This window comes from Marinobacter lacisalsi, assembly GCF_042651045.1.
GTDB lineage: Bacteria > Pseudomonadota > Gammaproteobacteria > Pseudomonadales > Oleiphilaceae > Marinobacter > Marinobacter lacisalsi.
The window spans coordinates 1-24111 of sequence record NZ_JBHSDI010000059.1; the positions used below are offsets into that span (position 1 = coordinate 1).

Consider the following 24111-nt stretch of genomic DNA (forward strand, 5'->3'; position numbering starts at 1 on the left):
ACCTCAGCCTGGGCATGAAAACGCCCCAAGAGGTACATGAAAAAGCCAGCCCCCATAAGGCGCTGGCTTCAACAAAAACCGTCAACGTATTTTAGGACGGGTCACAGAAAAAATACCCGGCTGAGTCCCGTCCACGTAATGACTACGAGAAAATCCGTCACGCATCTTGTGGGAGCGGGCCGGAAAACCAGCCCCGAATCAATCGCATCACCACAACCCCACCGGAGTCATAGACCTTCCCGTCGGTTCGCTTTACATGTTTCTCCTACCGGTGGTCCCCATAGGATTTTTTGCCCCGGCCTATCTGAGACATCACAGAACCACGGGCGTCGGAAAAAAGGGGTTGCGTACAGCGATATCCACCAGGCCACACCCAGCGTCGATATAATTTACATGTATGTAATGACAATAGGCTTTCAGACCCTGACCATCTGCTCTAACTCCCGATATGACCTGCAGTATCTTTGTATGGCCTGATAACTGCATGTGTGCGCGGGAGTTCGGGCCAAAGGCCCTGCTCTCATTTCTGATTTATCTGGAACAGGAAGACTGGGAGGTCTGAATATGAAATCGAATAAGCTAGTCGCTGCGCTAACGCTGTGTGGCGCCATCTTTGCTGCACCCCTGAGTGCGGCCCCCATCCTCAGCGATATTGTGTTCGTGGTGGATGAGTCCGGCTCGATGGGCACTGTCCAGCAGAACCTGCGCAACAATATTGGTCTGTTCGCGAGCATTCTGACCGGCACCGGTCAGGTTAACGCCAACTACGGCCTAGTGGGCTATGGCGACTATAACGCAGCCCCGCGTATGGTCACCGATCTGACCGACGTCAGCAGCTTCTCTACCGCAGCAGGAAGCCTGACGGCCGGCGGTAGCAGAGAGCCTGGCTATACCGCCACCGCTTTCGCCCTGAATGCCCTGGACGGCCAAAGCGACCTTTTCTCGTTCCGCTCCAATGCGGTGAAAAACATTATTATCCTGACGGATGAGCCGCACGACTCATACAACAGCTCGTCATACGGAACCATTGACGGCAGCGCCGTTGATGAAGCCGCGGCCGATGGCGCTCTCGACGACAATAACGCACTGTATAACGGTGTTCTGTCCGGCACTAGCACCACCTACTCCTATGAGACGCTGATTACCGACCACGGCGGCTCGGTATTCGATCTCACTGCGTTTAACACGACCGACCAGGACACGATTGAAGATTTCGTGACCTATTTTGCCAACGCCAAGCTCAAGGAAACCCTGGATTTCTGTGACCTGAACCCCACCGACCCGGCCTGTAACGGAAGCAGCAACCCGGTTGCCGAACCTTCCGCCTTTGCCCTGCTGGGCCTCGGCCTGAGTGGTCTGGTAGCCATCCGTCGCCGGAAGGCTGCCGCAGCCTGAACCTGAAGGGTTAATTCCCGCTCAGAAGAAGCAGAAAGGCCGGAGCCCTTGGCTCCGGCCTTTTTCGTTTTCCCTGAACGACTCGCCCCCTTCAGCCCGGCCCCGGGCTGGCCTGCATCGCCTCTCCATCAATACGGTCGGCGCCCCAACTTCGGTGTACCAGCGCCGTAATCCGTTCGATTTCCTGCGCAGACACTGCCTCCGGATTGCCCCGCTCAAGTGGATCGAAGTGGAAGATATACAATCGCGATGCAAACTCCTCGAAGGGCAGCGAGGCCTCACCGAAACGTTCACCGTTGCCCGATGTACTGACGACGATATCGTCGCCCCAATTCTGACCACTGTCGTTGTTGGGGTTGAAGAAATAGACCCGCATCCGCTCCTGCTGGTCCAGGGCTACCCGCAAGACGGTGATAGCATGCCATCCGATAAACCGCGCGGCACTGTCCGTCACCGCAATGCCAGCTGGCTGGGGATGAATCAACGGTTGATTGCCGTTGTAGTAGGGGTGATAGCTCACATAGAAGTGGCGCAGAAAGCCCTCAAGATCCTCCAGCTGACCGGTGGCGACGTCCACATTGATACGGAAACCGCGCCCGGACCACCAGCCATGGAACTCGGGATTTACCCAGCGATGGGGATCGCCCTCGCGCCCGACACAGAGTCGGCCCATTTCTGCGTATATCCGGTCCAGGTGGGGCACAACCAGCAGGGACACCGGATCAAGGTCGAGCGTGATTTCAGCGGCAACGCCGGTACCACTCATGCGGGACGACACCGGCTGCCCCTCGAAATGCATGATGATCTCGTCATCCCGGGCAGCCCAGGCAACCATCTGCAGCAAGTAGTCGGGGTCGTTGTAGGCCCACATCGACAGGGCCCGGGCTGATTGGCAGGTGGGGTTGTTGCCCTGCCCCACCCCCAACGGCTGACCAAGCATGGACAGCACACCCTGAATCAGCCAGGCACGGGGCTCCGCCCCCCCACCATAGGCCAGCGCTATCCGCTCACGGTTGTAGGGCGACAGGGGAAGCTGCACCTGACGCCATAGCGCCGGAGCCACCGGGGGCTGGTAGAGAATCCCCCGCTCCAGCATTAGGGCCAGACCGTAAAGGCCCTGGCAGGTTTGCGGGTAGATACCCTGCTGGATTAATGCGTGCACCAGATCCTGGTAACACAACAGACAATCGCGCCCCGTGCTGGAAAGCCCCAGCGCTTCGGAGAGCAGGGTCGAAGCGTGCTCCAGCAGGTAGCGGACCAGTTCGCCATGGTAGGGCGACACCAGCCCGGTATCGTGCATGGCCCGGGCACAGCCGGTGGCCTCACTCTGCAGGGCGGCGTTGTCCATGGCGGCCAGCCGCTCACGATAGATGTCTATTCCCGGGTCTTCGCGACAGGCCTGGGTCGGCCCGAACAGACTGCTGACCAGCCGGTCGGCGCCACTGCCGCTGCCCCCGAGATCAATATCGGGATTATTGCGGCAGATGGCTATCTGGGTGATCATCTGATGAACCCCCGCCACCTGGATCGGACGCTGGTTCAGCACCCGCCAGATCTCGTCGATCAGCCGGTCAATAATGTGTTCATAGCCAATACGCTCCGCCAGATGGCGGATGACACCGCGACTGATCGTGGCCAACCGCCCCTGCTGCTCCCGCTCAGCCTCCGTGGGCACACCGAACAGTAACTCCAGGTTGATGGCCAGCACCTGCGCCAGGTAATGGTGAGCCTGTTCCGCGGATAGCTGGGGATGCTGGTAGCCCCCCTTGGCCACCGCCAGCAGACGCAGCTCGCTGAGCGCCTCGACCACGACCGTTTCCATCTGCGGGCTACGCAGTGAATAGGTGGTCAGTGACGGAATCAGGATCTGGGGGTGCGCCCAGTCCGATCCTTCAAAAATTCCGCAGCGCTCGATCGCCTCGGCCCGCGCCTCGACCGCGGCGCAACCGCCTTCAAGCATCAGCACTTCCCGCACACTCTCGTACAGGCCGGGTATCTTCGCGGGGCGGGTGATGGCCAGGCTCACGGTGACCAGTTCCAGGGCGTCGTCCAACTGCCGGACCCTGGTCGCCAGTTCCTGTTGGCTATCGTCCGATGGCGAGTTTTCATTGTTGTTGGTCAAACCTGAAATCCTTAGGGCGTTTGCCCTGTATCAGTGCTTCAGGTTGATTATACATAGAAGTCCACCGCCTCCTGTGATGCATTATGTTACTGCATCACAAAGAGGCCAGACGACACAATAGCCAGAGGGCGGGTCAGTCTTCCTTCAGGCGAAGGGTATTGAGCGTGCGCTCACGCACCCGGGTCAGAAGTTCGTCATTGTCCACAAGGGACTCACCATAGGACGGAATCAGCTCTCGCAGGCGTGCCTGCCATTCCTCCGTCTTGACCCGCTCCGGGAAACAACGGTGGATCACGTCCAGCATTGCATGGGCCGCGGTAGACGCGCCCGGGGAGGCCCCCAGCAAGGCAGCCAGAGTGCCATCCTTCGCGGCAACGATTTCGGTACCGAACTCCAGCTTGCCGCCGCCACCCTTGGCTTTCTTGATGATCTGTACCCGTTGACCCGCATCCTGCAGTTTCCAGTCCTCTTCCCGCGCATTGGGAAAGAAGTTACGCAAAGCCGCAACCCGGTCACCATGTGACTGGAACACTTCGCCGATCAGGTAGCGGGTCAGATCCATATTGGTCCGGCTCACGGACAGCATGGGTCGCAGGTTAGTGGGCTTGACCGAACCGAACAGGTCGAAAATCGATCCCTGTTTGAGGAAGCGGGTGGTAAACCCGGCAAAGGGGCCGAACAGCAACGCGGGCTTGCCATTGATAATCCGGGTGTCCAGATGGGGCACCGACATGGGCGGCGCACCAATGGGTGCCTTGCCATACACCTTGGCCCGGTGCTGCTCGACAATATCGGGCTTCTGGCAAACCAGCCACTGGCCGCTGACCGGGAAGCCACCATAACCCTTGGACTCATCAATGTCCGATTTCTGCAGCATGGGCAGGGCACCACCGCCGGCACCCAGGAATACGAAACCAGCTTCCAGCTTCTTGCGCTCTCCGGTTTTCTGGTCCTTGACCTCCACTTTCCAGCGACCGTTCTTGCGCCTGGACAGGTCCTGCACCGGGCAGCCGAGCATCAGCTCGAAATTCTCGGTACTCTCCAGGTGCTTCACCATGCTGCGGGTGAGAGAGCCAAAATCCACATCCGCGCCATGGCCGATACGAGTGGCAGCGACTTTCTGCATGGGGTCACGGTTGTCGACCACCAGTGGCATCCACTGCTTGAGCACATCCGGAGATTCGGTGTACTCCATCTCGCGGAACAGATGATGGCCCTTGAGCTTCTCGAACCGGCGCTTGAGAAACGCCACGCTGTCATCGCCCCACACAAAGCTCATGTGCGGCGTACGGTTGATGAAGGACTTCGGGTCCGGGAGCATGCCCTGCTCCACCAGCCAGGACCAGAGCTGGAGAGAGATCTCAAAGGACGCATTGATGGTCAGTGCCCGGTCAATGGCCACGTCACCGTCATCACCTTCGGGGGTATAATTGAGCTCGCAGTAGCCGGCATGACCGGTACCTGCATTATTCCATCCATCCGTGCTTTCATGGGCAACGTGATCGAGACGTTCAACCATGACGATGTCCAGGGACGGATCCAGTTGCCTGAGCATCATGCCGAGAGTGGCGCTCATGACGCCACCTCCGACCAGCACTACGTCTGCCTGTCTTACAGCCATTTTCAAGTGTCCCGTTTGATTAATTCGTTGATCTACTGAGCCACTGAGAGCCTTGAGAGCAAGGCGCGGTGGCGAAGGTTTGGTGGTTCCAAATCAAGTCAGCGCAACGCGGCTATCAAGGCTCTCAGTGGCTCCCGAAGGGCGTGACACTGGGGCCTCTGGCCGGTGTTGCCAGCCCTTGATGTGGAACCACCACACCTTCGGACTGGCGCCTTGGCCAGAGGCCCCAGCGTCACGCAGTAGGTCAACGAATTAACCAAACGGGACACTAATCACCTTAGCGAGTTATCGAACCTGTCGGGCCGCCACGATCAGCAGCAGTGCCCGAAAAGTGTGACATTATCCCCGTTTCAGCGAGGATAATAAAATGCTGAGCATGCCAACTATCTGCCACGTGATAGGCGCGCTCTTCGAATGCCCGTTACACCGAGGACGGTTGAGCCCATATCATGCGTACCAACACGTACGCAGTCACCGCAACTTTAGTCGGATGGTGGGGAAAAGGGCCCCTCCTCGCCATAGGGGATTACCGGGTGCTTACCTTTGAAGCGCTTTTACGGTAACGTCTGCCACCGATAGATACGACAGGAATCATCAGCCCGTTCAGTCTTCTGCTCGGTCACGGGCCTCCAACACAGGAAACTTCGATGCTGCTCGCTTTGCTCGCCATTATCGCAGGCCTGGTCCTGCTGGTCTGGAGCGCCGACCGCTTCGTGGACGGCGCTGCGGCCACCGCTGCTCACCTGGGCATGCCGCCACTGCTGATCGGTATGGTGGTTATTGGCTTTGGCACATCCGCTCCGGAGCTCGCCGTGTCCGCCATTGCCGCGACTGACGGCAACCCGGGCCTGGCCCTGGGCAATGCCTATGGCTCCAACATCACCAATATTGCCCTGATCGTGGGGCTGGTGGCTCTGGTCAGCCCCATAGAAGTTCACTCCCAGATCCTGCGCAAGGAACTCCCGATCCTGATCGGCATCACGCTGCTGGCTGGCTGGCAGCTGCTGGACGGCGAGCTCACCCGATTCGATGGCTGGGTACTGATCGGCGTGTTCGCCGTTGTCATGGGTTGGTCCATTTTTCAGGGCATCCGCGGCAAGACCGATACCCTTAGCGGAGACACCGAGAAAGAGTTGGCGAGTCACCCCATGCCTCTGCCCCGGGCCATAATGTGGCTGGTCGTCGGGCTGGTGCTCTTGCTGGTGAGTTCGCGGATGCTGGTCTGGGGCGCCGTCTACGTGGCCCAGACCCTGGGGGTGAGCGATCTGATCATCGGTCTGACTATCGTTGCCATTGGTACCTCACTGCCGGAGCTGGCTGCCGGCATTGCGTCCGTGCGCAAAAACGAGCATGACCTGATTCTGGGCAATATTCTTGGCTCCGGTATTTTCAATACCCTTGCCGTAGTGGGAATGGCCTCCGCCATCGCCCCAATGACCCCAGACGCCGTCGTGCTCTACCGGGACTGGTCGGTGATGCTGGCGGTAACGGTGGCACTGTTCCTGATGGGCTACGGAGTCTTCGGCGGCAGGCGCATTATCCTGCGATGGGAAGGGGCTGTATTGCTGGCGGCCTATATCGGTTATACCGGTTATCTTGCCTCCACCGTCGTCAGTGCCGCCAGGGCGACCGGGCTTCCGGCTCTCTAGTGTCCCGCAGGCGAGCTGATGCAGATCCGCTGAACCGGCACACTAGCCCGCCTCACCATCACCCAGCAGTTCCTCGAGCTGACCGCGCACCTGCGTCATCAGTTCTGGCACCTGGTCCTTGGTCATGCCTGAAGTATCAATGGGTGTACCAACTTTGACTTCCACCGGTTGACCCAGGTTAATCTTCCAGCTTCGGGCCTGTAACACCCGATGCACGCCGCGGATGGCCATGGGCACGATGATCGCTTCAGTGTCCAGTGCCAGATGGAAACACCCTTTCTTGAACGGTTGCAGGCGGGCGTCCGGTGAGCGGGTACCCTCCGGGGCGGCCCACAGCACAATCCCGCTCTCCATCATGGCGCGGGCGCGAGCGAGGTCCTGGACCGCACGGTGGCGGTTGTGGCGGTCAATAGATGGAAACTCCGCCGCTTTCATGGCTGCGCCCAGCAGCGGAATGCCGAACATCTCTTTTTTGGCCAGCATGCGGACCGAACCAGGCATGGACACGAACGTAACCGGGATGTCGTACTGGCTGGCATGGGTGCTCATGATGATATACCGCCGCCCATCACCAAACTCCGGTATTTCCCCCCGAACGGTGAGGTTCACCCGGACCATGTGTAGCAGCGTGGTTGACCAGCCCCGGGTGTAGGCATCAACGGTCTCCCGGTCAAGCCGACGGATCGCTGCCCGGCCCAGCACCAGCAGGCTGTAGAGAGCGGTCAGTCCGAAGGAGCCGAGAATCACGGCCACCCGCCGCAACAGGGTGGCGGATTCGGTGAGGGGATTGGATCTGAGTCGCATAACTGGCAGCTCCTGCCGGGCTGGCATCCTGCAAGGTTCGTCAACCATTCAGGACGCTGGTGGGAAAAGCCGGAGATTATAGCCCGGGTCAGCAACCGTGATCCAAGGACCTGTGGCCGGTTCCTTGAACATCCGCATGGTTCAGGCAGCTGAACATGGCTCCATCCACCACAAACATGGATCGGTGGTCGTGGCGGATTTGGCGCAGGAAGCGTCAGGGCGAGTAACGCGACGCTTACAGCTTGCCTATTCCGGGCGGAAAATCATCGCAACAGAGTTCAGGCAGTAACGCTGGCCAGTCGGTGGAGGCCCGTCCGGGAATACATGGCCCAGGTGACTGTCACAGCGAGGGCAACGGATTTCGGTACGGGTCATGCCGAGGCTGCTGTCATCCAGATAGCGAATATGCTCCGGATCATACGGCTCGAAGAAGCTTGGCCAGCCAGTTCCGGAATCGAACTTGGACCGGGAGCTGAACAGCGGCAGGTCGCACAGACGACAATGGTAGGCACCGCTCTGCTTGTTATCCAGCAGAGTGCCGCAGAACGGCCTCTCGGTGCCGTGGTCCAGCAGCACGGTGCGCTCTTCGCCGGTGAGGTCGGCGGCAAGACGGTCGACCTCCTGGGGGGATAGTGGAGTCAGATCATACCCTGAAGCGGATTGGGTCATGGCTTAACCTCTGTTGACAGGCCGGATCGCATGCCCCTCCTCAGGTCGTCGCCGGATCAGGCCTTCTTCAACCTGTCCGGATAGACTTCCCTGACCTTTCTCAGCTTGGGAGCAGCCACCGCCATAATATACGGTTGCTGGGGATGCTTTCCGGCAAAATTCTGATGATACTCTTCCGCCGGATAGAATGTGTCCAGCGGCTCAAGCGTGGTGACCACCGGGTCCGGATACACGCCCGATGCATCGATCTGGCGAATATAGTCTTCGGCAACCCGTTTTTCTTCCGGTGACGAAAAGAAAATCGCAGAACGATACTGAGGACCGCGATCATTGCCCTGCCGGTTCAGTTGGGTCGGATCGTGAGCCACGGAGAAAAAGACCCGCAGCAATTCACCGTAACTGATCACCGTTGGATCGTACTGAATTTCCACCGCCTCTGCATGCCCGGTCGTGCCAGTACAAACGGCTTCGTAGCTGGCAGACTCGCGGTCACCACCAGTGTAGCCCGAAACAACACCGTGAACGCCGTCCAGCGCCATAAAGACGGCTTCCACACACCAGAAACAGCCACCGGCAAAAACGGTAGTGGAAAGGCCGGCCCCCTCTGACACCAGATCATGCCCGGGAACCGGGAAACGGCTCCGGGGGACAGTCAATCCGGGAACGCTACAGGTCATACTCATTACCTGACTCCTTCTGTTCAGCGCTTTCGACAGCCAAACCCCCTGCCAGGTTCCGTGGACGGGGAAAGCTGCACTCTCTCAGTTGCCATTCTGTAACGTTTGGTTACATAGCGCCAGTCGTATTAACAGCCCTGTGAACAGGTCGTCCCAAGAACTGAAACCTGCCCCTCAGAAAAACGCGGCTCCCAGTGCAGCACTGCCCGGCGCCAGCAACCAGACCGGCACCCTGACCACGGCCAGCGCCCACCAGGCGGCCAATACAAACGCCACCCCTGCAGGTGAATGTACGGCTGAGGTCCATACCGGATCAAAGAGCGCCGCCAGCAGCAGCCCCACAACGCCAGCGTTCACACCGGCCAGCATCGAGCGGGCCTGATCATGTTGACGCAGCCACTGCCAGAGGGGAAGTCCGGCAAAAACCAGCAACACGCCGGGCAGGAACACCGAGACCAATGCCACGATACTCCCGGGAATCCCGCCAACAGCGCCCCCCAGAAACGCTGAAAAAGTGAACAGCGGGCCTGGCACAGCCTGGGCCGCGCCATATCCCGCCAGGAAAGTATCAGCCGTGACCTGGCCCGAGGCAACAAACCCCTCTTCAAGCCAGGGCAACACCACATGCCCGCCACCAAAGACCAGCGCCCCTGAGCGGTACATCTCGGCCGCCAGCCAGCTCTGTGTTCCTGCCTGCATCGGCAGGAACGACATCAATAGAAGTAGCGCAAAGAGCATCAGGAACACCATCGGACGACGCCCCTGAACCGGAAGTGACAATACCGCCTGTCGGTCGCCGGGCGGTACCCGCAGCGCCAGCCCGGCCACTCCGGAAATTCCCAGGGCCACCAGTTGCATGGCGGCAGAGCCTGCCACCAGCAGGATCACGGCCACCAGCACCGCCAGCCCCTGGCGTACCCGGTCCGGACACAGGGTGCGCCCCATCTGCCACACAGCCTGTGCTACCACTGCCACCACAAACAGCTTCAGCCCGGCCACCCAGCCGCCCTGTGCTGCCCCGGGCCATACACCAAGCCCCAGCGCAAATAGGGTCATCAGCACGGCAGAAGGCAGGGTAAAGGCCAGCCACGCAGCCAGCGCCCCACGGTAGCTGCCCCTCAAAAAACCGATGGCCAGCCCCACCTGGCTTGATGCCGGCCCAGGCAGTAATTGGCAGAGCGCCACCACCTCGCCATAGGCGCTCTCGCTCAGCCACTGGCGGCGACGCACGAATTCATCGTGGAAATAGCCAAGATGCGCCGCCGGGCCGCCAAAGGACGTCAGTCCCAGTCGGAGGAATACCTTGAACACTTCACGGAACGTCGTCACTTCGCTCACGCTATCGAATCTCCGCTATTTCCGGTCCGGGTTAATGATAAATGACATTTGTCGGCACGCGGTTCAGGAACCATACTGTTGTCCTTACGACAGGAAAACCGACGGAGGTGGGCACCGATTCCATGACAGCACAGGCGCCTGTACCCAACGACGATGACCTATTGCGATACCGGCTGAGCCTTCGGATGGGGCCTGTACACGCCCGTCAACGGCTGAGTATCGAGAATGAATCAGAACAATGGGTGACCGGCCGTGATCACCGTTCCTTCCATCTCGAGAACCTCTATTCAGCCCATGGCTTCATACGGACCTGCCTTAAACTCTCCGGCCTGCTTGGCCGGGGCCAGGCCAACAGCCGCGTCCTGAAAACCGTTGAACACACCTTCCGGATCGCCTCCCTGCCGCCGGCGTTCGAAGGTTTCCGGATCCTCCACCTCACCGATCTGCACGTCGATATGGATCCGGCCAACCTGGAGGCCGTCATCCGGCAGATCGAACCACTGGAGTATGACCTGTGTGTATTGACCGGAGATTACCGAAAGCTGACCTGGGGCCCGGTGGATGCCGCCCTTGAAGGCATGGCGAGGCTGCGGGAGGCAATCCGGGGCGAGGCCCTGGCCGTACTGGGAAATCACGACAGCATCCGCATGGTACCCGGACTTGAGGACATGGGTTTCAGGCTCCTGCTGAACGAGCACCAGAGCATCCGTCGGGATGACCAGATCCTCTACATCGCCGGTGTCGACGACCCCCATTTCTACAAGGTGCACAACCTGCAACGGGCCGGTGACGACATACCAGACGGGGCGGTGTCATTGTTGCTCAGCCACAGCCCGGAGATCTGGCGGGAAGCCGCCCATGCCGGCTACGACCTGTTTCTTTGCGGCCATACCCACGGCGGTCAGATCTGCCTGCCCGGGGGTTTTCCCGTAACCCTGGATGCTGACTGCCCGCGCGCCATGGGCAGGGGTTACTGGCGACACAACGGCATGCAGGGCTATACCTCGCCCGGTGCCGGCACCTCCGTCGTCAACGTGCGCCTTAACTGCCCGCCGGAGGTGACGATACATGAGCTGACACAGGGACCGGAATAGTCAGCCGGAAGCTAATGAGGCCTTTTACGAATACCCAGCCGAAAGAGCAAAGGTGACGTCAGCATATTGCCGGCAACAAACATCAGCACCACCCCGATGGCCTGCCAGGCCGGCCATTCCAGTGACAACCAGGCGAATACCACCGGGATCACTGATTCCGGCAACTGGTCGAGACCGGTCGCCCGGGCACTCGCCTCCAGCCTCAGACGGCGCTTGATGAAACTGCTTAACAGGTCTCCGCCCAGAGCCAGCGCCCCGTAGACGGCGCCGAAGGCCAGAGTCAGGCCAAATACCGGCGCACAGAGCGTACAGGCCGCAAAACCGGCCACCAGCCCACGCCAGGTCTTGCTGACCCCGAACACCGGGCGGCCATCCCGCCAAAGCCGACCACCATCAACCGACGAGGAGAAGCGATGGCGGAACATCCTGGCGGCGATCACGGGTGCCCCGTTCGCCAGAATCAGCAAGACCAGCAACCAGACGGTGAGCATCCGCCAGCATTCTCCTGTCTATCTGCGATCTATCTCAGCCCTTGAGGCCACCCTTCGTGAGTTCCAGCGGGTCGAGCAGCTTTTCGAGCCTGCTGCGACTCAGCCCACTCTTCTCTTCGGCCACATCCATGATCGAGCGTCCGCTGGCGTAGGCTTCCTTGGCTATTTCCGCAGCCTTGGCATAGCCAATTTCCGGATTGAGGGCGGTCACCAGAACAGGGTTACGCCCCACCGCCTCATCCAGGGTGGCCTCGTTTACGGTGAAACCGGCGATGGCCTTTTCACCCAGCAGGTGGGCGCTACTGGCCAGAAGCTGCCCCATGTCGAGCAGGTTCGCACCCACCAGGGGCAGCATCACATTGAGCTGAAAGTTGCCCGACTGGCCGGCAATGGCCACCGAGCTGTCCAGGCCCATCACCTGGGCCGACACCATGGCGACAGATTCCGGAATCACCGGGTTGACCTTGCCCGGCATGATCGAACTGCCCGGCTGCAGGGCTGGCAGGCTGATTTCCGCCAGGCCATGAATAGGTCCGCTGTTCATCCAGCGCAGGTCATTGGCGATCTTCGTCAGCACGATCGCCATGCCGCGATACTGCGACGACAGGTTCACCGGCGCGTCGATGGCACTCTGCCCGACAAACTTGTGTTCCATCTCCCGGAAGCGGAAGCCGGTCAATTGATACAGCACCTTGACGAATTCGCCGGCAAATCGGGTATCGGCATTGATACCGGTTCCGACGGCGGTACCGCCCTGAGGAACGGCGAGCAGTTCCTCACTGCTGTACTCCAGCCGCCGCCCCACACCTTCCAGTTGCTCGCGCCAGGCCCTTAGCTCCTGCCCCAGAGTGACCGGCATGGCGTCCATAAGGTGAGTGCGGCCGGTTTTCACCTGGCCATTGAGCAGGTTTTCCCGCTCATAGATCACCCCCTCCAGGTGCGTGAGGGCCGGCAGCACCGAGGTCTGGAGCGCTTTCACGGCACTGACATGGATCGCTGTGGGAATCACGTCATTGGAGCTCTGGCTCATGTTCACGTGATCGTTGGGATTGACCGACAGCTCATCCGTACTGGCCAGGCTGGCAATCACCTCGTTGACGTTCATGTTGGTGCTGGTGCCCGATCCCGTCTGGTAACGGTCCACCGGAAACTGGTCCTCAAGGCCACCCTCAAGGATCCGGTCGCAAGCCCTGGTGATAGCGGCATAACGATCATCATCAAGCAGCTTGAGGTGGTGATTGGCCTGGGCCGCCGCCTTCTTGACCAGGACCACAGCCTCGATAAAGCCCGGCGGCATGGGTTGCCCACTGACAGGAAAGTTGTCCACCGCCCGCTGGGTCTGGGCACCCCAAAGCGCGTTAACCGGTACCTGAACTTCCCCCAGGCTGTCTTTCTCGACCCGCGTGTCGCTCATCCCGTACCTCCTGTTGTCCTGATTGACCAATGTCTACAGCCCCCGGCGGGACCCGGCGTTGCCATACAGCCTCGAGCATTAACATCCAAAAGGAAGCCACGCCTCGGCGTTTTCCAGGGGCTTCACCTACTGTGTAGTTGTAGGGTGGCAGGAGAGCAATAACAACCATCGAACATTCATGGCGCCGGACTGTCCGACAGGATATCCAGCTCCTTCACGCATCTGTCCAGGAAAGCATCGGGATCAGCAAGCACCGCCTCGTCAGCCACCACACCGAACTGCACGTTACCGGCATAGCTCACGATACTCACACCCAGACCGATGTCTCCGGCCTGGGGCACCCAGAACATTTGCTCAAGCACCCGGCGCCCTGCCAGGTAGCGCGGCTCACGGGTTCCGGGCACATTGGACACCACGGCACTGGCCTTACGGTAGAACAGGTCCGCGATGGGGCGCCGCAGGGATGGCGGCAGTAGTGACGCCAGACCACTCAACCCCCAGGCGATAACCGGCTGCCAGCTCCGTTTGAGTCGACGGGTTTCATGCTTGATGCGCCAGAGCCGCTCCAGGGCGAAACCACCGTCCACCGGCAGGGGCACAAAGACGGTGCCAAAGTAGTTCCCGGGCATTTGCGGTGCCGGTCTCAGGCTGGCCGGCAGGCTCCGGCGAATATCCACCGGAACGGCGGCATGGACAACCGACTGTTTCAATACACGCGCAGGAACCGCCATGGCATCTCGCATGGCTGCGGCCACGCAGGCCAGGAGCACATCGTTGGGGCTGCAACCATAACGCCGGGCCACAGACAGGAAGCGCCGTAACGGCAGCGGGCCAGACCACCGGCAGTGACGACGCCCCAACAGCGTTCGCCTGAGAGTGGAGGGCGTATCTTCCTCCTCGGTGACCATACCGGTCATCTCGTTCAGGGCTCGCAACCCAGCCATCACCCCTCGCTCCATCGCACCCGCCTGATGGGACTCCGGCAGTTCATCATGCTGGCTGCCCGACACACCACCGGCGGCGGCACCGGAACTCTCCCGCCAGCCGCGAACGCCCGCACTGACAGCGTCACGGCAGGCCTGAAGCACCTGAGGCCAGCGCCTCGCGGTGTGGTGCTCACGGTTTCCGCAGGTAGCGGGCCGCTCATCAGCAGAGCGGGTACAGATGCTGTCAAACACATCCAGCAACGACATGCCGTCACCGTAGCAATGATGGATGCGAAACAGCAGCGCGGCCCCGCCCTTGGCATTGGGCACCAGCCAGAAGGCCCATCGGGGCCGGTTACTGCGCAAAGGCTGGTTCAACCGCGCCGACACCCACTGCTGAAGGCGCGCCTCATCCATGGCTTCCGGTACCTGAACCAGATGATTGGCCAGATCAAAATGGCGGTCACGCTCCCAGCACCAGCCGCAGGACCTCTCCACCGGCATCATGCGAAAACGCTCCCAGGTCAGCCAGTAACGCTGCAGGAACGCACGCAATTCCCAGAAACTGAGCCCATCGACGCGCATCAGCACCGTAATAGTCAGCGGGTTCTGCGGGCTTTCAAGGTTCAGCCACGCCGCATCCATCGGCAGTAATCGCAGCGGCTCCCTGTCATTTACGGCGTCACTCAAAGTGTCGGATCCCGGGTTTCCTGATCATTATGTTTTTGACGTTTTTGAAGTCAGTCATGATAAGCGTCACTCAGAGGCTTATCAGGTCTCAAAATACCGATCCGGCATTGTGACAGAGGCAGGAAACCTGCTCCACTCCCATACAGGCGGGTAGATTACTATTGCGCCACAACAGGCATGTAAACGTATACTCGGGTAAAGGGCCAGCCATTCAGGCTTCGGAGGTGGCCATGAAAGCAAGCCATATACGCAAACTGATCAAGCCCATCGAGATCGCCTACTCGGAGATGTTCTCCGGCCAGGTATATCTCATTGGCGAGGGTGCCGTGTCGGTACGCAATCACAGTGGCGAAGCGCTGCACACGGTCATCTGCGTCCATGGCTACCTGGCAAACCATTGCTATTTCACCCAGCTGTACGACGCTCCCACGACCGAACTGATCCTGCTTACCTGCAGCAACTATCACATTCCGGTCAACGGTGTGACGCCGGAGGACGCCTGCTGGCAGTCTCCCATCAATGAACTGGAAGGCACCATCGGCTACGATGCGGAATTGCTGATACAGGCACTGGAACTGCTACCCTCTTCTGAGCATGTCCGTGTTCATGGGCATTCCCGTGGCGGTGCGGTCATCCTCGAAGCGGCCGCCCGTCGCCCGGACCTTTTCCGTGATGTGGAGCTGTTGCTCGAGGCCCCCGCCCTGCCCCAAGGCCGGCCCCACGCCCTGGTGACGATGATGCTGGAACCGGTCAGTCACGGCATGTGGCCCTGGCTGATCCGCCTGATCAACAGCGCACCCTCATCGGTTTATGGCCAGACTTTCTTCGGCCGCATGAACCCTCGCAAGAAAACACTGCTCGGCAAGCTGTTCTCCTCCACCCGCGATCACCTTACCATCGTCCGCAATCTGGAGGATGTCCTGGAATGGATGGATACCACGCCTACCGATATATACGACAATGTCAGTCGCGGCACCGTCCTGATCCCGGGCACCGACCGGATACTGGACAAGAGTGCAATGCTGGAGAGTGCCCAGGCCTGCGCTAACCTGACTGTCCAGGAAACCGATGCCCCCAGCCACTTTATCGCCCTGGATGACCAGGCATTTATTCCTCCACTGGAGGGCGTGGCCGACGGCGGGAACGCCGACCAGTCCGGGGCAGCCCGTTAACAGCCGGCCTGTCAGGCGATAATCGTATCCAGCTGATTATGGATCTCTTCCTCGATCCGCCCCTTGAACGGCCTCAGCATCATGCCGAGCTCGAGATGCACATGCAGTTCGCTGGGGGAAATGTCCAGGTGCCCCTTGACCCCGGACCGGTGGAAGCGCATCAGGTCGCCGTCCCATTCGTAGTGCACGTCAAACTTCTGTGACAGATCCTGAGCCAGGGTTTCAGCGGCTTCACGGGCGTGCTCCCGATCCAGGGAATGGCTGCGGCGGACATCAATGGATGACATGAATGGTTACCCTCTGACAGTTGATTTGCGCCCAGTTTATGGGCGCCCGCGCTAACAGGCCAGGCATTGTGTGGCAAAAAACTTTAGACTTACCCGAAGGTTCCCTAGAATAGGGGCGCCTGCAGCCCACTGCAGACCCGGCTCAGCCGTCTTCAGGTGGCTGCCCCAGTGCCCCGACGCCGAACTCCACAGGACATTCCATGAGCCAACAGCAGTCAGCCCCGGAATCACATCAGAACGGCCCCGGACAGGACGATACCACCGACTTCGGCTTTCGCAAGGTACCGAAAAACCAGAAGGCCGGCCAGGTCGCCGAGGTATTTCACTCCGTGGCCAGCAAGTACGACCTGATGAACGACCTGATGTCCATGGGCATTCATCGCCTGTGGAAGCGCTTCACCATAGAACTCAGCGGTGTCCGCCCGGGCCACCAGGTACTGGATATTGCCGGCGGCACCGGCGACCTGACCATGAAGTTCTCCGATCTGGTGGGCATCAACGGCAAGGTGATACTGGCCGACATTAACGCCTCCATGCTGGAGGTTGGCCGCGACCGCCTGATTGACCGGGGCTACGCAGGAAACATCGAATACGTGCAGGCGGATGCCGAGCATCTGCCCTTCCCGGACAACTCGTTCAACGCCGTCAGTATTGCCTTTGGTCTGCGCAACGTCACCGACAAGGACCAGGCCCTGCGGGACATGACCCGGGTACTCAAGCCCGGCGGCAAGGTCATGGTGCTGGAATTCTCCAAGCCCACCAACCCGCTGCTAAGCAAGGCCTACGACACCTACTCGTTCCGGGCCCTGCCATTGATGGGTCAGCTGTTCGCCGGTGACTCCGAGAGCTACCGCTACCTGGCGGAATCCATCCGTATGCACCCGGACCAGGAAACCCTCAAGGGCATGATGGAGGCTGCCGGCCTGGTCAACTGCCGCTACTACAACATGACCGGTGGCATCGTGGCCCTGCACGTGGGAACCAAGCCCTGATGTCACGGATACCCACCCTGCACGCGGCCATTACCGGAACGCTGGAACTGGCGCTGAACCGGGCCCTGGAGCTGGACCCACCGGGTCGCCGCGACCTGCTGACAGCCCTCACCGGCCCGGTCTGCTTCGAAGTCAGCGAGCCGGTCGGCATGGTGATCAGTCTGCAGGGAACCCGCCGGGGAGTGGCGGTGTCCGGCACCCGTCCGGAGGCTCCGGCACTGGTGATGCGGGGGCGCCCCCTGGCACTGGCGGCCCTGGCCATCGGTGACAATGACGCCATCAGCGACGGCCGGCTCAGCGTTGAAGGCGATACCGGCCTCGCCCATCAGTTGCAGCAGGCCCTGGCCCGGCTGGATCCGGACTGGGAAGCCGCCCTAGCCCGCTACACCGGCGATATCCCGGCCCACTTTATCGGCCAGCGCATCCGTGGCGCCGTGCGCTGGAGCCGCCAGGCCATGGCCTCGATGACTGCCAGCCTGGAAGAATACATCCACGAGGAAACCGGCGCCCTCCCGGGCAAGCGGGAGCTGGAACCCACCTTTGAGGAAATCGACCAGCTCAGTCTGCGAACCGAACGCCTGGCAGCCCGGGTCAACCACCTCGAAAATCCTGCATCCACAAGCTCCGGCCAGTCCGGGACGGAGATGCCGTGACCAGACTGCAACGCCTGTTCCGCATTGCCTGGGTTTTCTGCAAGTACCGGCTGGATACCTTCCTGCCGATTGCCGAGTTGCCGGCCCCGCTGAAGCTGTTTTTCCTGTTCGCTCCGTGGCACATTTTCCCCAAGGGCAGGCTGGATCGTGGCGACCGCCTGCGGCTGGCCCTGGAAGAACTGGGGCCGGTATTCGTCAAGTTCGGCCAGATCCTCTCCACACGACGGGACCTGCTACCGGACGACATGGCCGAATCCCTGCGCCGGCTGCAGGATAACGTGCCGCCTTTCTCCAGTGACACCGCCCGGGCCATCGTCGAGGAATCACTCGGACGCCCGGTGGACGAACTGTTTGCCGAGTTCGGTCGCGACCCCATGGCCTCGGCATCCGTGGCCCAGGTGCACGCAGCCACCATGCCCGACGGTCACCGGGTGGTGGTGAAGGTCATCCGCCCGGGCATCGAGCGGGTCATCAGTCAGGACCTGGCGCTGATGTACCTGATGGCACGGCTTCTGGAGAAATACTGGTCCGAGGGCCGTCGCCTGCGCCCGGTAGACGTGGTGGAAGATTACGAGCACACCATTCACGATGAACTCGACCTGCAACGGGAAGCCGCCAACGCCAGCCAGTTGCGCCGTAATTTCGAAGGCTCGTCACTGATCTACATTCCCACCATAGACTGGGATCACACCAGCAAGCGGGTACTGGTGATGGAACGGGTCTCCGGCATTCCCATTGCCGATGTCCCGGCGCTGCACGACGCCGGAGTGGACATGAAGGTGCTGGCGGAAAAAGGGGTGGAGATCTTCTTTACCCAGGTGTTCCGGGACAGTTTCTTTCACGCTGACATGCACCCGGGCAACATCTTTGTTGACGCGACCAACCCCGCCGACCCGCGCTACATTGCCATTGATTTCGGCATTGTCGGTACCCTGGCGCCCGACGACCTCAGCTACCTGGCCCGCAACCTGCTGGCCTTCTTCCGGCGTGATTACCGTCAGGTGGCGGAATTGCATATCCAGTCCGGCTGGGTGCCGCCGGAGACGAGGGTCAACGACTTCGAGGCGGCCATTCGCACCGTGTGCGAACCCATCTTTGAGCGACCACTGAAGGATATCTCCTTCGGCCATTTCCTGCTGCGGCTTTTCCAGACCGCACGGCGCTTCAATATGGAAGTACAGCCGCAGCTGGTATTGCTACAGAAAACCCTGCTCAATGTAGAGGGCCTTGGCCGCCAGCTTTACCCGGACCTGGACCTGTGGAGTACTGCCCAGCCCTTCCTGGAGAACTGGATGAAGCGGCGCATTGGCCCCACCGGCCTGTTCCACACCCTGCAGTCGCGGCTGCCGTCCTGGCTCGAACAGTCACCGGAAATGCCCCAGCTGGTACACGATGCCCTGGTGCAATTACGCAACTCCGGCAACCAGGCGCCGGCAAAACAGGATACACTGGCAGCTATAAAGGCAGGCGAGCGACGGGCTGACCGACGCTGGCGCCAGCTGGTGCTGGCTGCCGCCCTGGTCGCAGGCGCCTGGCTTGGTGTGCAGGGTGAACTGGAGCCCCTGGTACGGGCCATGCCCTGGTATGGCTGGGCCATGATGGCCAGCGCCACCTGGCTGGTCGCCAGGGGCAGCCGCTAAGCCGTTAAACCATAAAACAGCGCAACCGAACTGTGTCATGACCATGCAAGATTCAACCGATACCTTAACCGGCGCCGACTGGCTCGACAGCGTTCGCTGGAACGCCGACGGCCTGGTACCCGCCATCGCCCAGGACGCCGACACCGGCGACATACTGATGATGGCCTGGATGAACCGTGAATCCCTGGCGCTGACCGCGCAGGAACAGCAGGCGATCTACTGGTCCCGTTCCCGGGGCAAGCTCTGGCGCAAGGGCGAGAGCTCCGGCCACGAACAGCGGGTAAAGGAAATCCGCATCGACTGCGATGACGACGTCATCCTGCTGAAAGTGGAACAGCGTGGCGGCATCGCCTGCCATACCGGGCGTCGCAGCTGCTTTTACCGGGCCCTGGAAGACAACACCTGGATCACCAAAGACCCGGTACTGAAAGACCCGGATGCCATCTACGGAGACGGAGGCCACCGCCATGAGTGATGTACTTGAGCAACTGTCAAAAGTGCTGGAGGCCCGCAAGGCGGCCGACCCGGACAGTTCCTACGTGGCGAGCCTGCACGCCAGGGGCCTGAACAAGATCCTCGAGAAAGTGGGCGAGGAATGCACCGAAACCCTGATCGCCGCCAAGGATGCCGAACGCTCCGGCAAAACCGATGAAGTAATCTACGAGACAGCCGACCTCTGGTTCCACACTCTGGTCATGCTGTCACGGTTTGGACTTGGACCGGATGCTATTCTTGAGGAATTGGGTCGGCGTTTCGACCTGTCGGGGCTGGAGGAAAAGGCGGCCCGCCAGAAATGACCGGGCAGCAGACTACCCCTTTCGGGAGCAATATAGCCTTCCTTATGGGGTGTTCGGTTGGCGCCGGGGTTGGCGTACAATACTAACAGGCAAGTTAATCTAAAGAGGTCGTGAGACATGGGAATTAGCATCTGGCAGCTTCTGATTGTTCTGGGCATTGTGATCCTGCTGTTCGGAACCAAGAAGCTGCGTAACATCGGCACCGACCTCGGTGGTGCGATCCGCGGATTCAAGAAGTCCATGAGCGATGAAGAAAGCCCGGAGGACAAGACCGAAAACAACTCTATCGAAGATCAGGAGAAGTCCACGGTCCAGGAATCCAGCACCGAGAAGAAAACCGAAGAAAAAACCCATAGCTGAGCCGCCCCCGCATGTTCGATATCGGCTTTATTGAGCTGGTGATCTGTGCCGTCATCGCCCTGCTGGTTCTGGGTCCGGAACGCCTGCCTGCGGCAGCCCGGACGGCTGGCCGCTGGGTGGGCGGTGCCCGTCGCATGGTCACCCAGTTCACCTCTGAACTGGACCGCGAGCTCAAGGCTGACGAACTGAGGAAGGAACTGCGCAAGGCCGGTGATATCGGACTCGACGACGTGGAAAAGAGCGTACGTGGGGCGATCGACGAGGCCAAGCAGTACGAGGACATGATCCTCTCCGACAAGGACACCCGCAAACCGAGACCCGCACCGGCCACACGCCGGGTCGCCGGTGAAGGGGAGGAACAGCCTGACAGGGCGGACACTCCGGATGCCCCGGCGGAACCCCCGCAGGATGCAGGCCACGACCAACAGGATGATGGCGATGGTGGCGAAGACAACAAACACCAGCGTTTCAGGGACTGGGAGCCACCGGAAAAGCCCGGCTATGACCCCCATGCCATGATCCGCAAGGGCAGTCACACGCCCCCCGCCAGCGAACCCACCGACTCCGCAGAGCCGGAGACGCCTAAGGATAAACCGGAACGCCATTCATGAGTTCAGCCTCTCCGGGCAATCTGCCTCCTGGTTCCGAACAGCAGGAAATGCCCCTGATCGAACATCTTCTGGAGCTGCGCAACCGTCTGCTGAAAATGGTGCTGGCCGTGCTGGTGTGTTTCGCGGTGCTGTTCCCGTTCCGCAACGAGCTGTACCTGATCATGGCCGGGCCGCTGATGGAACTACTGCCGGTGGGCCAGTCCATGATCGCCACCGACATCACCGCCACCTTCTTTGCCCCCATGAAACTGGCGCTGGTACTGTCGGTATTCGTAGCCATACCCATCATTCTCTACCAGCTGTGGAGCTTTATCGCCCCCGGGCTCTACGCCCACGAGAAAAAACTGGCCTTTCCGCTGCTGTTCTCGTCGATACTGCTGTTCTACCTGGGCGCCATATTTGCCTATTACGTGGTCTTTCCCCTGGTGTTCGGTTTTTTCACCGCCGTTGGCCCGGAAGGCATTGTTGAGCTGCCAGACATTACCAGCTACCTCAATTTTGTCCTCAAGATGTTCTTCGCGTTCGGGGTCGCCTTCGAGATTCCGATTGCCACCATCCTGATGATCCTGTCCGGCGCCACCACACCCCAGGAACTGTCCGCCAAACGGCCCTATGTGGTGGTGGGCTGTTTCATCATCGGCATGATGCTGACACCACCGGACCTGATTTCCCAGACCCTGCTGGCGGTGCCCATGTGGCTGCTGTTCGAGATCGGCGTGCTGTTTGGGTACCTGGCCGTGCGCCACCGCCCGGATGACGGTTACCCCGACGACGTATGAACCTGGCCCTGCTGTCGGAAGAGGACCTGCTGGACGACCACAACGCCAGGCTGACCGGCCGCCGTCGTGACCACCTGGTCGATGTGTTGCGGGCCGGCGAGGGGGATACCCTGCCCGTTGGCCTGGAGGATGGCCTGATGGGCACCGGTACCGTCACCCGGCTGACGGACACCGCGGCGGAACTCCGGTTGGAGCTGAACCAGTCACCGCCAGCACCACTGCCCCTGACGCTGATCCTCGCCATGCCGCGCCCCAAGATGTTCCGGCGTGTGCTGCAGACCGTCGCCGCCCTGGGCGTCAAGGACATCTGGCTGATCAACAGCTACAAGGTCGAAAAAAGCTTCTGGCAGACCCCCTGGCTGCAGCCGGAGCACCTCCGGGAGAACCTGACCCTGGGTCTGGAGCAGGCCATGGACACCCGCATGCCGCAGGTGCAGCTCCGCCAGCGCTTCAAGCCCTTCGTGGAAGACGAATTGCCCACCATACTCCGTGACCGTCCCGGATTGGTGGCCCACCCCGGCACCCCGACGCCCTGCCCCACGCATATTCAGCGACCAGCCACCCTGTGCATCGGGCCGGAAGGGGGCTTTATTCCCTACGAGGTGGAGAAGCTGCAGGAGGCAGGCTGTCAGTCCGTTCACCTTGGACCCCGGATACTGCGGGTGGAAACGGCGGTGCCTGTGCTGATTGGCCGCCTGTACGATCTCTGCGGGTAAGCGAGCGGGCCCACACCGCCAGCAGGACCAGCACCGGCACCAGCAACACGAAGAGCGTCAGCGGCGTGTCCGGCCTGGCTTCCAGTAACCAGCCTCCTGTCAGGGTACCGATGATGTAACCCAGGGTATGGGTACTCGTCAGCCGGCCGGCCACTTCACCCTGGGCATCCGGATGACACTGGCGCAGCAGGCTGCCATACCAGGGTGTCAGCACCGAAGCTCCGAAAGCCAACGCCGCAATTCCGCCATAGACGGCAGCCAGGCTTTGCGCTCCCCCCAGCATCACCCCCGCCAGCAGCAGAGCACTGCCCCAGATCATCACCAGGGTGACGTTCCCCTGTGCCCATCCGTGAACCATTGGCCCGAAGACAAGCCCGACGAGGGATGCCAGCACCAGTGCTGCAGCCGTCAGGGACGAGCCGACGTCCGCCGACACCCCCGCCAGTTCCGTGAGGAAAGGCCCGAGCACGAACTGCACGGCGCCCACCCACGCTGTCAGCAGCAATGCCATCAGGTAGAAAGGCGTTCCCGCCCCCCAGCGCAGACGAACGCTGACGGAGGATGCCGGTGCGCGGGTCGCCGGGCCCAGCGAACGGGACCGATAGCCACCAGCCACCAACAGCACCGCCAGCACACCGGCCAGCAGCAGCACCATCATCATATCCAGCCATGCTGCAAGCGCGATCAATGCCGGGCCCACAAGACGCCCCGCGTGTACGGCCATCTGCAGGCGGGATAGCCGGTAGCCCCACTCGGCCGGCCCCGCGTCCGCCACGGCCAGGCGCTGGGCCGCCGGGAAAACTCCGCCGGCGCCAATGCCATGGGCCAGCCTTGCCCCCAACAGACAGGCAGCGGCCAGTGCTCCCTGAAGACCCGCCCCCAACACCAGCAGCAACATTGCGAAGCCAGCCAGCACCATCATCGAGGCCCGCCCGCACACTCGGCCCGCACCCCGCCGATCCACAATCCGCCCCCACAGAGGCGCCCCCAGAAGCACGGGTATCATGCCGGCCGACAGGATCAGCGACCAGGTTCCCGCCGACAGCCCGGTTCGGTCGATCAGCCAGGGCAGGCAGGCCACCAGGGCCGACTGCAGGATCCCCATCATCAGTACCGGGCCCCAGGCTTCCATTCCCCGACTCTTCATCCGTTTACGTTCCTGCCTTGTTTTGTCTGATTTGTAATTGCGAATCATTATTGTTTATTTTACTGTT

Annotated in this window: 22 protein-coding genes and 2 pseudogenes; 13 read left to right on the forward strand and 11 right to left on the reverse strand. The window is 60.9% G+C overall.

Annotated features, from left to right (window positions below):
- The first annotated feature begins 564 nt into the window (after positions 1-564).
- Entirely contained in the window at positions 565-1395 is an 831-nt protein-coding gene (locus ACFOZ5_RS16300; RefSeq protein ID WP_379889236.1) for a VWA domain-containing protein, read from the forward strand.
- 91 nt (positions 1396-1486) lie between these two features.
- Here the strand turns inward: ACFOZ5_RS16300 and ACFOZ5_RS16305 are convergent, their stop codons facing one another.
- Together ACFOZ5_RS16305 and mqo are read right to left on the reverse strand one after the other, a co-directional pair.
- A complete protein-coding gene (locus ACFOZ5_RS16305) occupies positions 1487-3517 on the reverse strand; it encodes a hypothetical protein (RefSeq protein ID WP_379889238.1) in 2031 nt (676 codons plus the stop codon).
- A 133-nt stretch (positions 3518-3650) separates the two neighbouring features.
- Positions 3651-5138 (reverse strand): malate dehydrogenase (quinone), encoded by a 1488-nt coding sequence (mqo, locus tag ACFOZ5_RS16310; RefSeq protein ID WP_379889240.1) that lies wholly within the window; start codon positions 5136-5138, stop codon positions 3651-3653.
- 647 nt (positions 5139-5785) lie between these two features.
- Here mqo and ACFOZ5_RS16315 point away from each other — a divergent pair.
- On the forward strand, positions 5786-6787 hold the full coding sequence (locus tag ACFOZ5_RS16315) for a calcium/sodium antiporter (protein ID WP_379889242.1): 1002 nt from the start codon (positions 5786-5788) through the stop codon (positions 6785-6787).
- 42 nt (positions 6788-6829) lie between these two features.
- Here ACFOZ5_RS16315 and ACFOZ5_RS16320 read toward each other — a convergent pair whose 3' ends face one another.
- The 4 genes from ACFOZ5_RS16320 to chrA all read right to left on the reverse strand — a co-directional run bounded on the left by ACFOZ5_RS16320 (position 6830) and on the right by chrA (position 10275).
- The gene (locus ACFOZ5_RS16320; protein WP_379889244.1) at positions 6830-7591 is read right to left on the reverse strand and encodes a lysophospholipid acyltransferase family protein; all 762 of its coding nucleotides are present in this window, start codon (positions 7589-7591) and stop codon (positions 6830-6832) included.
- 246 nt (positions 7592-7837) lie between these two features.
- A complete protein-coding gene (gene msrB / locus ACFOZ5_RS16325) occupies positions 7838-8260 on the reverse strand; it encodes a peptide-methionine (R)-S-oxide reductase MsrB (protein ID WP_379889246.1) in 423 nt (140 codons plus the stop codon).
- A gap of 56 nt (positions 8261-8316) precedes the next feature.
- Positions 8317-8943, reverse strand: coding sequence for a peptide-methionine (S)-S-oxide reductase MsrA (gene msrA, locus ACFOZ5_RS16330; RefSeq protein ID WP_379889248.1), 627 nt, complete (start codon positions 8941-8943; stop codon positions 8317-8319).
- 168 nt (positions 8944-9111) lie between these two features.
- Entirely contained in the window at positions 9112-10275 is a 1164-nt protein-coding gene (gene chrA, locus ACFOZ5_RS16335) for a chromate efflux transporter (protein ID WP_379889250.1), read from the reverse strand.
- A 122-nt stretch (positions 10276-10397) separates the two neighbouring features.
- Between chrA and ACFOZ5_RS16340 the strand changes: the two genes are divergently transcribed.
- Positions 10398-11369 carry a metallophosphoesterase gene (locus tag ACFOZ5_RS16340; protein WP_379889252.1) on the forward strand — a complete coding sequence of 324 codons (972 nt, stop codon included), beginning with the start codon at positions 10398-10400 and terminating at the stop codon, positions 11367-11369.
- A gap of 11 nt (positions 11370-11380) precedes the next feature.
- On the opposite strand, the gene ACFOZ5_RS16345 is transcribed toward ACFOZ5_RS16340, so the two are convergent.
- From ACFOZ5_RS16345 to ACFOZ5_RS16355, 3 genes are all read right to left on the reverse strand, one after another.
- On the reverse strand, positions 11381-11860 hold the full coding sequence (locus tag ACFOZ5_RS16345) for a CDP-archaeol synthase (protein ID WP_379889254.1): 480 nt from the start codon (positions 11858-11860) through the stop codon (positions 11381-11383).
- A 34-nt stretch (positions 11861-11894) separates the two neighbouring features.
- Complete coding sequence (locus ACFOZ5_RS16350) at positions 11895-13274, reverse strand: class II fumarate hydratase (RefSeq protein ID WP_379889256.1); 1380 nt, start codon at positions 13272-13274, stop codon at positions 11895-11897.
- A 176-nt stretch (positions 13275-13450) separates the two neighbouring features.
- On the reverse strand, positions 13451-14890 hold the full coding sequence (locus ACFOZ5_RS16355) for a WSD1 family O-acyltransferase (protein WP_379889258.1): 1440 nt from the start codon (positions 14888-14890) through the stop codon (positions 13451-13453).
- Positions 14891-15120: 230 nt separating this feature from the next.
- On the opposite strand from ACFOZ5_RS16355, the gene ACFOZ5_RS16360 reads away from it, so the two are divergent.
- Positions 15121-16062 (forward strand): alpha/beta hydrolase, encoded by a 942-nt coding sequence (locus tag ACFOZ5_RS16360; RefSeq protein WP_379889260.1) that lies wholly within the window; start codon positions 15121-15123, stop codon positions 16060-16062.
- 11 nt (positions 16063-16073) lie between these two features.
- Here the strand turns inward: ACFOZ5_RS16360 and ACFOZ5_RS16365 are convergent, their stop codons facing one another.
- Entirely contained in the window at positions 16074-16349 is a 276-nt protein-coding gene (locus ACFOZ5_RS16365; protein WP_379889262.1) for a polyhydroxyalkanoic acid system family protein, read from the reverse strand.
- Between the two features lie 200 nt (positions 16350-16549).
- Between ACFOZ5_RS16365 and ubiE the strand changes: the two genes are divergently transcribed.
- The 9 genes and pseudogenes from ubiE to ACFOZ5_RS16410 all read left to right on the forward strand — a co-directional run bounded on the left by ubiE (position 16550) and on the right by ACFOZ5_RS16410 (position 22897).
- The gene (gene ubiE / locus ACFOZ5_RS16370) at positions 16550-17341 is read left to right on the forward strand and encodes a bifunctional demethylmenaquinone methyltransferase/2-methoxy-6-polyprenyl-1,4-benzoquinol methylase UbiE (protein ID WP_379889264.1); all 792 of its coding nucleotides are present in this window, start codon (positions 16550-16552) and stop codon (positions 17339-17341) included.
- Positions 17341-17994, forward strand: coding sequence for a ubiquinone biosynthesis accessory factor UbiJ (locus ACFOZ5_RS16375; protein ID WP_379889266.1), 654 nt, complete (start codon positions 17341-17343; stop codon positions 17992-17994). Before ubiE ends, ACFOZ5_RS16375 begins: the two co-directional genes overlap by 1 nt.
- The gene (gene ubiB / locus ACFOZ5_RS16380; protein ID WP_379889268.1) at positions 17991-19634 is read left to right on the forward strand and encodes a ubiquinone biosynthesis regulatory protein kinase UbiB; all 1644 of its coding nucleotides are present in this window, start codon (positions 17991-17993) and stop codon (positions 19632-19634) included. The genes ACFOZ5_RS16375 and ubiB overlap by 4 nt, the downstream gene beginning before the upstream one ends.
- A 43-nt stretch (positions 19635-19677) precedes the next feature.
- A complete protein-coding gene (hisI, locus tag ACFOZ5_RS16385) occupies positions 19678-20109 on the forward strand; it encodes a phosphoribosyl-AMP cyclohydrolase (protein ID WP_379889270.1) in 432 nt (143 codons plus the stop codon).
- Positions 20102-20431 carry a phosphoribosyl-ATP diphosphatase gene (locus ACFOZ5_RS16390; protein WP_379889272.1) on the forward strand — a complete coding sequence of 110 codons (330 nt, stop codon included), beginning with the start codon at positions 20102-20104 and terminating at the stop codon, positions 20429-20431. The genes hisI and ACFOZ5_RS16390 overlap by 8 nt, the downstream gene beginning before the upstream one ends.
- 117 nt (positions 20432-20548) lie before the next feature.
- On the forward strand, positions 20549-20791 hold the full coding sequence (tatA, locus tag ACFOZ5_RS16395) for a Sec-independent protein translocase subunit TatA (protein ID WP_379889274.1): 243 nt from the start codon (positions 20549-20551) through the stop codon (positions 20789-20791).
- Between the two features lie 11 nt (positions 20792-20802).
- Positions 20803-21076: pseudogene (gene tatB / locus ACFOZ5_RS16400) on the forward strand (Sec-independent protein translocase protein TatB); the annotation flags it as partial.
- 322 nt (positions 21077-21398) lie between these two features.
- Positions 21399-22181 (forward strand): twin-arginine translocase subunit TatC, encoded by a 783-nt coding sequence (tatC, locus tag ACFOZ5_RS16405; RefSeq protein ID WP_379889276.1) that lies wholly within the window; start codon positions 21399-21401, stop codon positions 22179-22181.
- The gene (locus ACFOZ5_RS16410; protein ID WP_379889278.1) at positions 22178-22897 is read left to right on the forward strand and encodes a 16S rRNA (uracil(1498)-N(3))-methyltransferase; all 720 of its coding nucleotides are present in this window, start codon (positions 22178-22180) and stop codon (positions 22895-22897) included. Before tatC ends, ACFOZ5_RS16410 begins: the two co-directional genes overlap by 4 nt.
- Positions 22898-23255: 358 nt before the next feature.
- Here the strand turns inward: ACFOZ5_RS16410 and ACFOZ5_RS16415 are convergent.
- Positions 23256-24092: pseudogene (locus ACFOZ5_RS16415) on the reverse strand (MFS transporter); the annotation flags it as partial.
- Between the last annotated feature and the right edge of the window lie 19 nt (positions 24093-24111).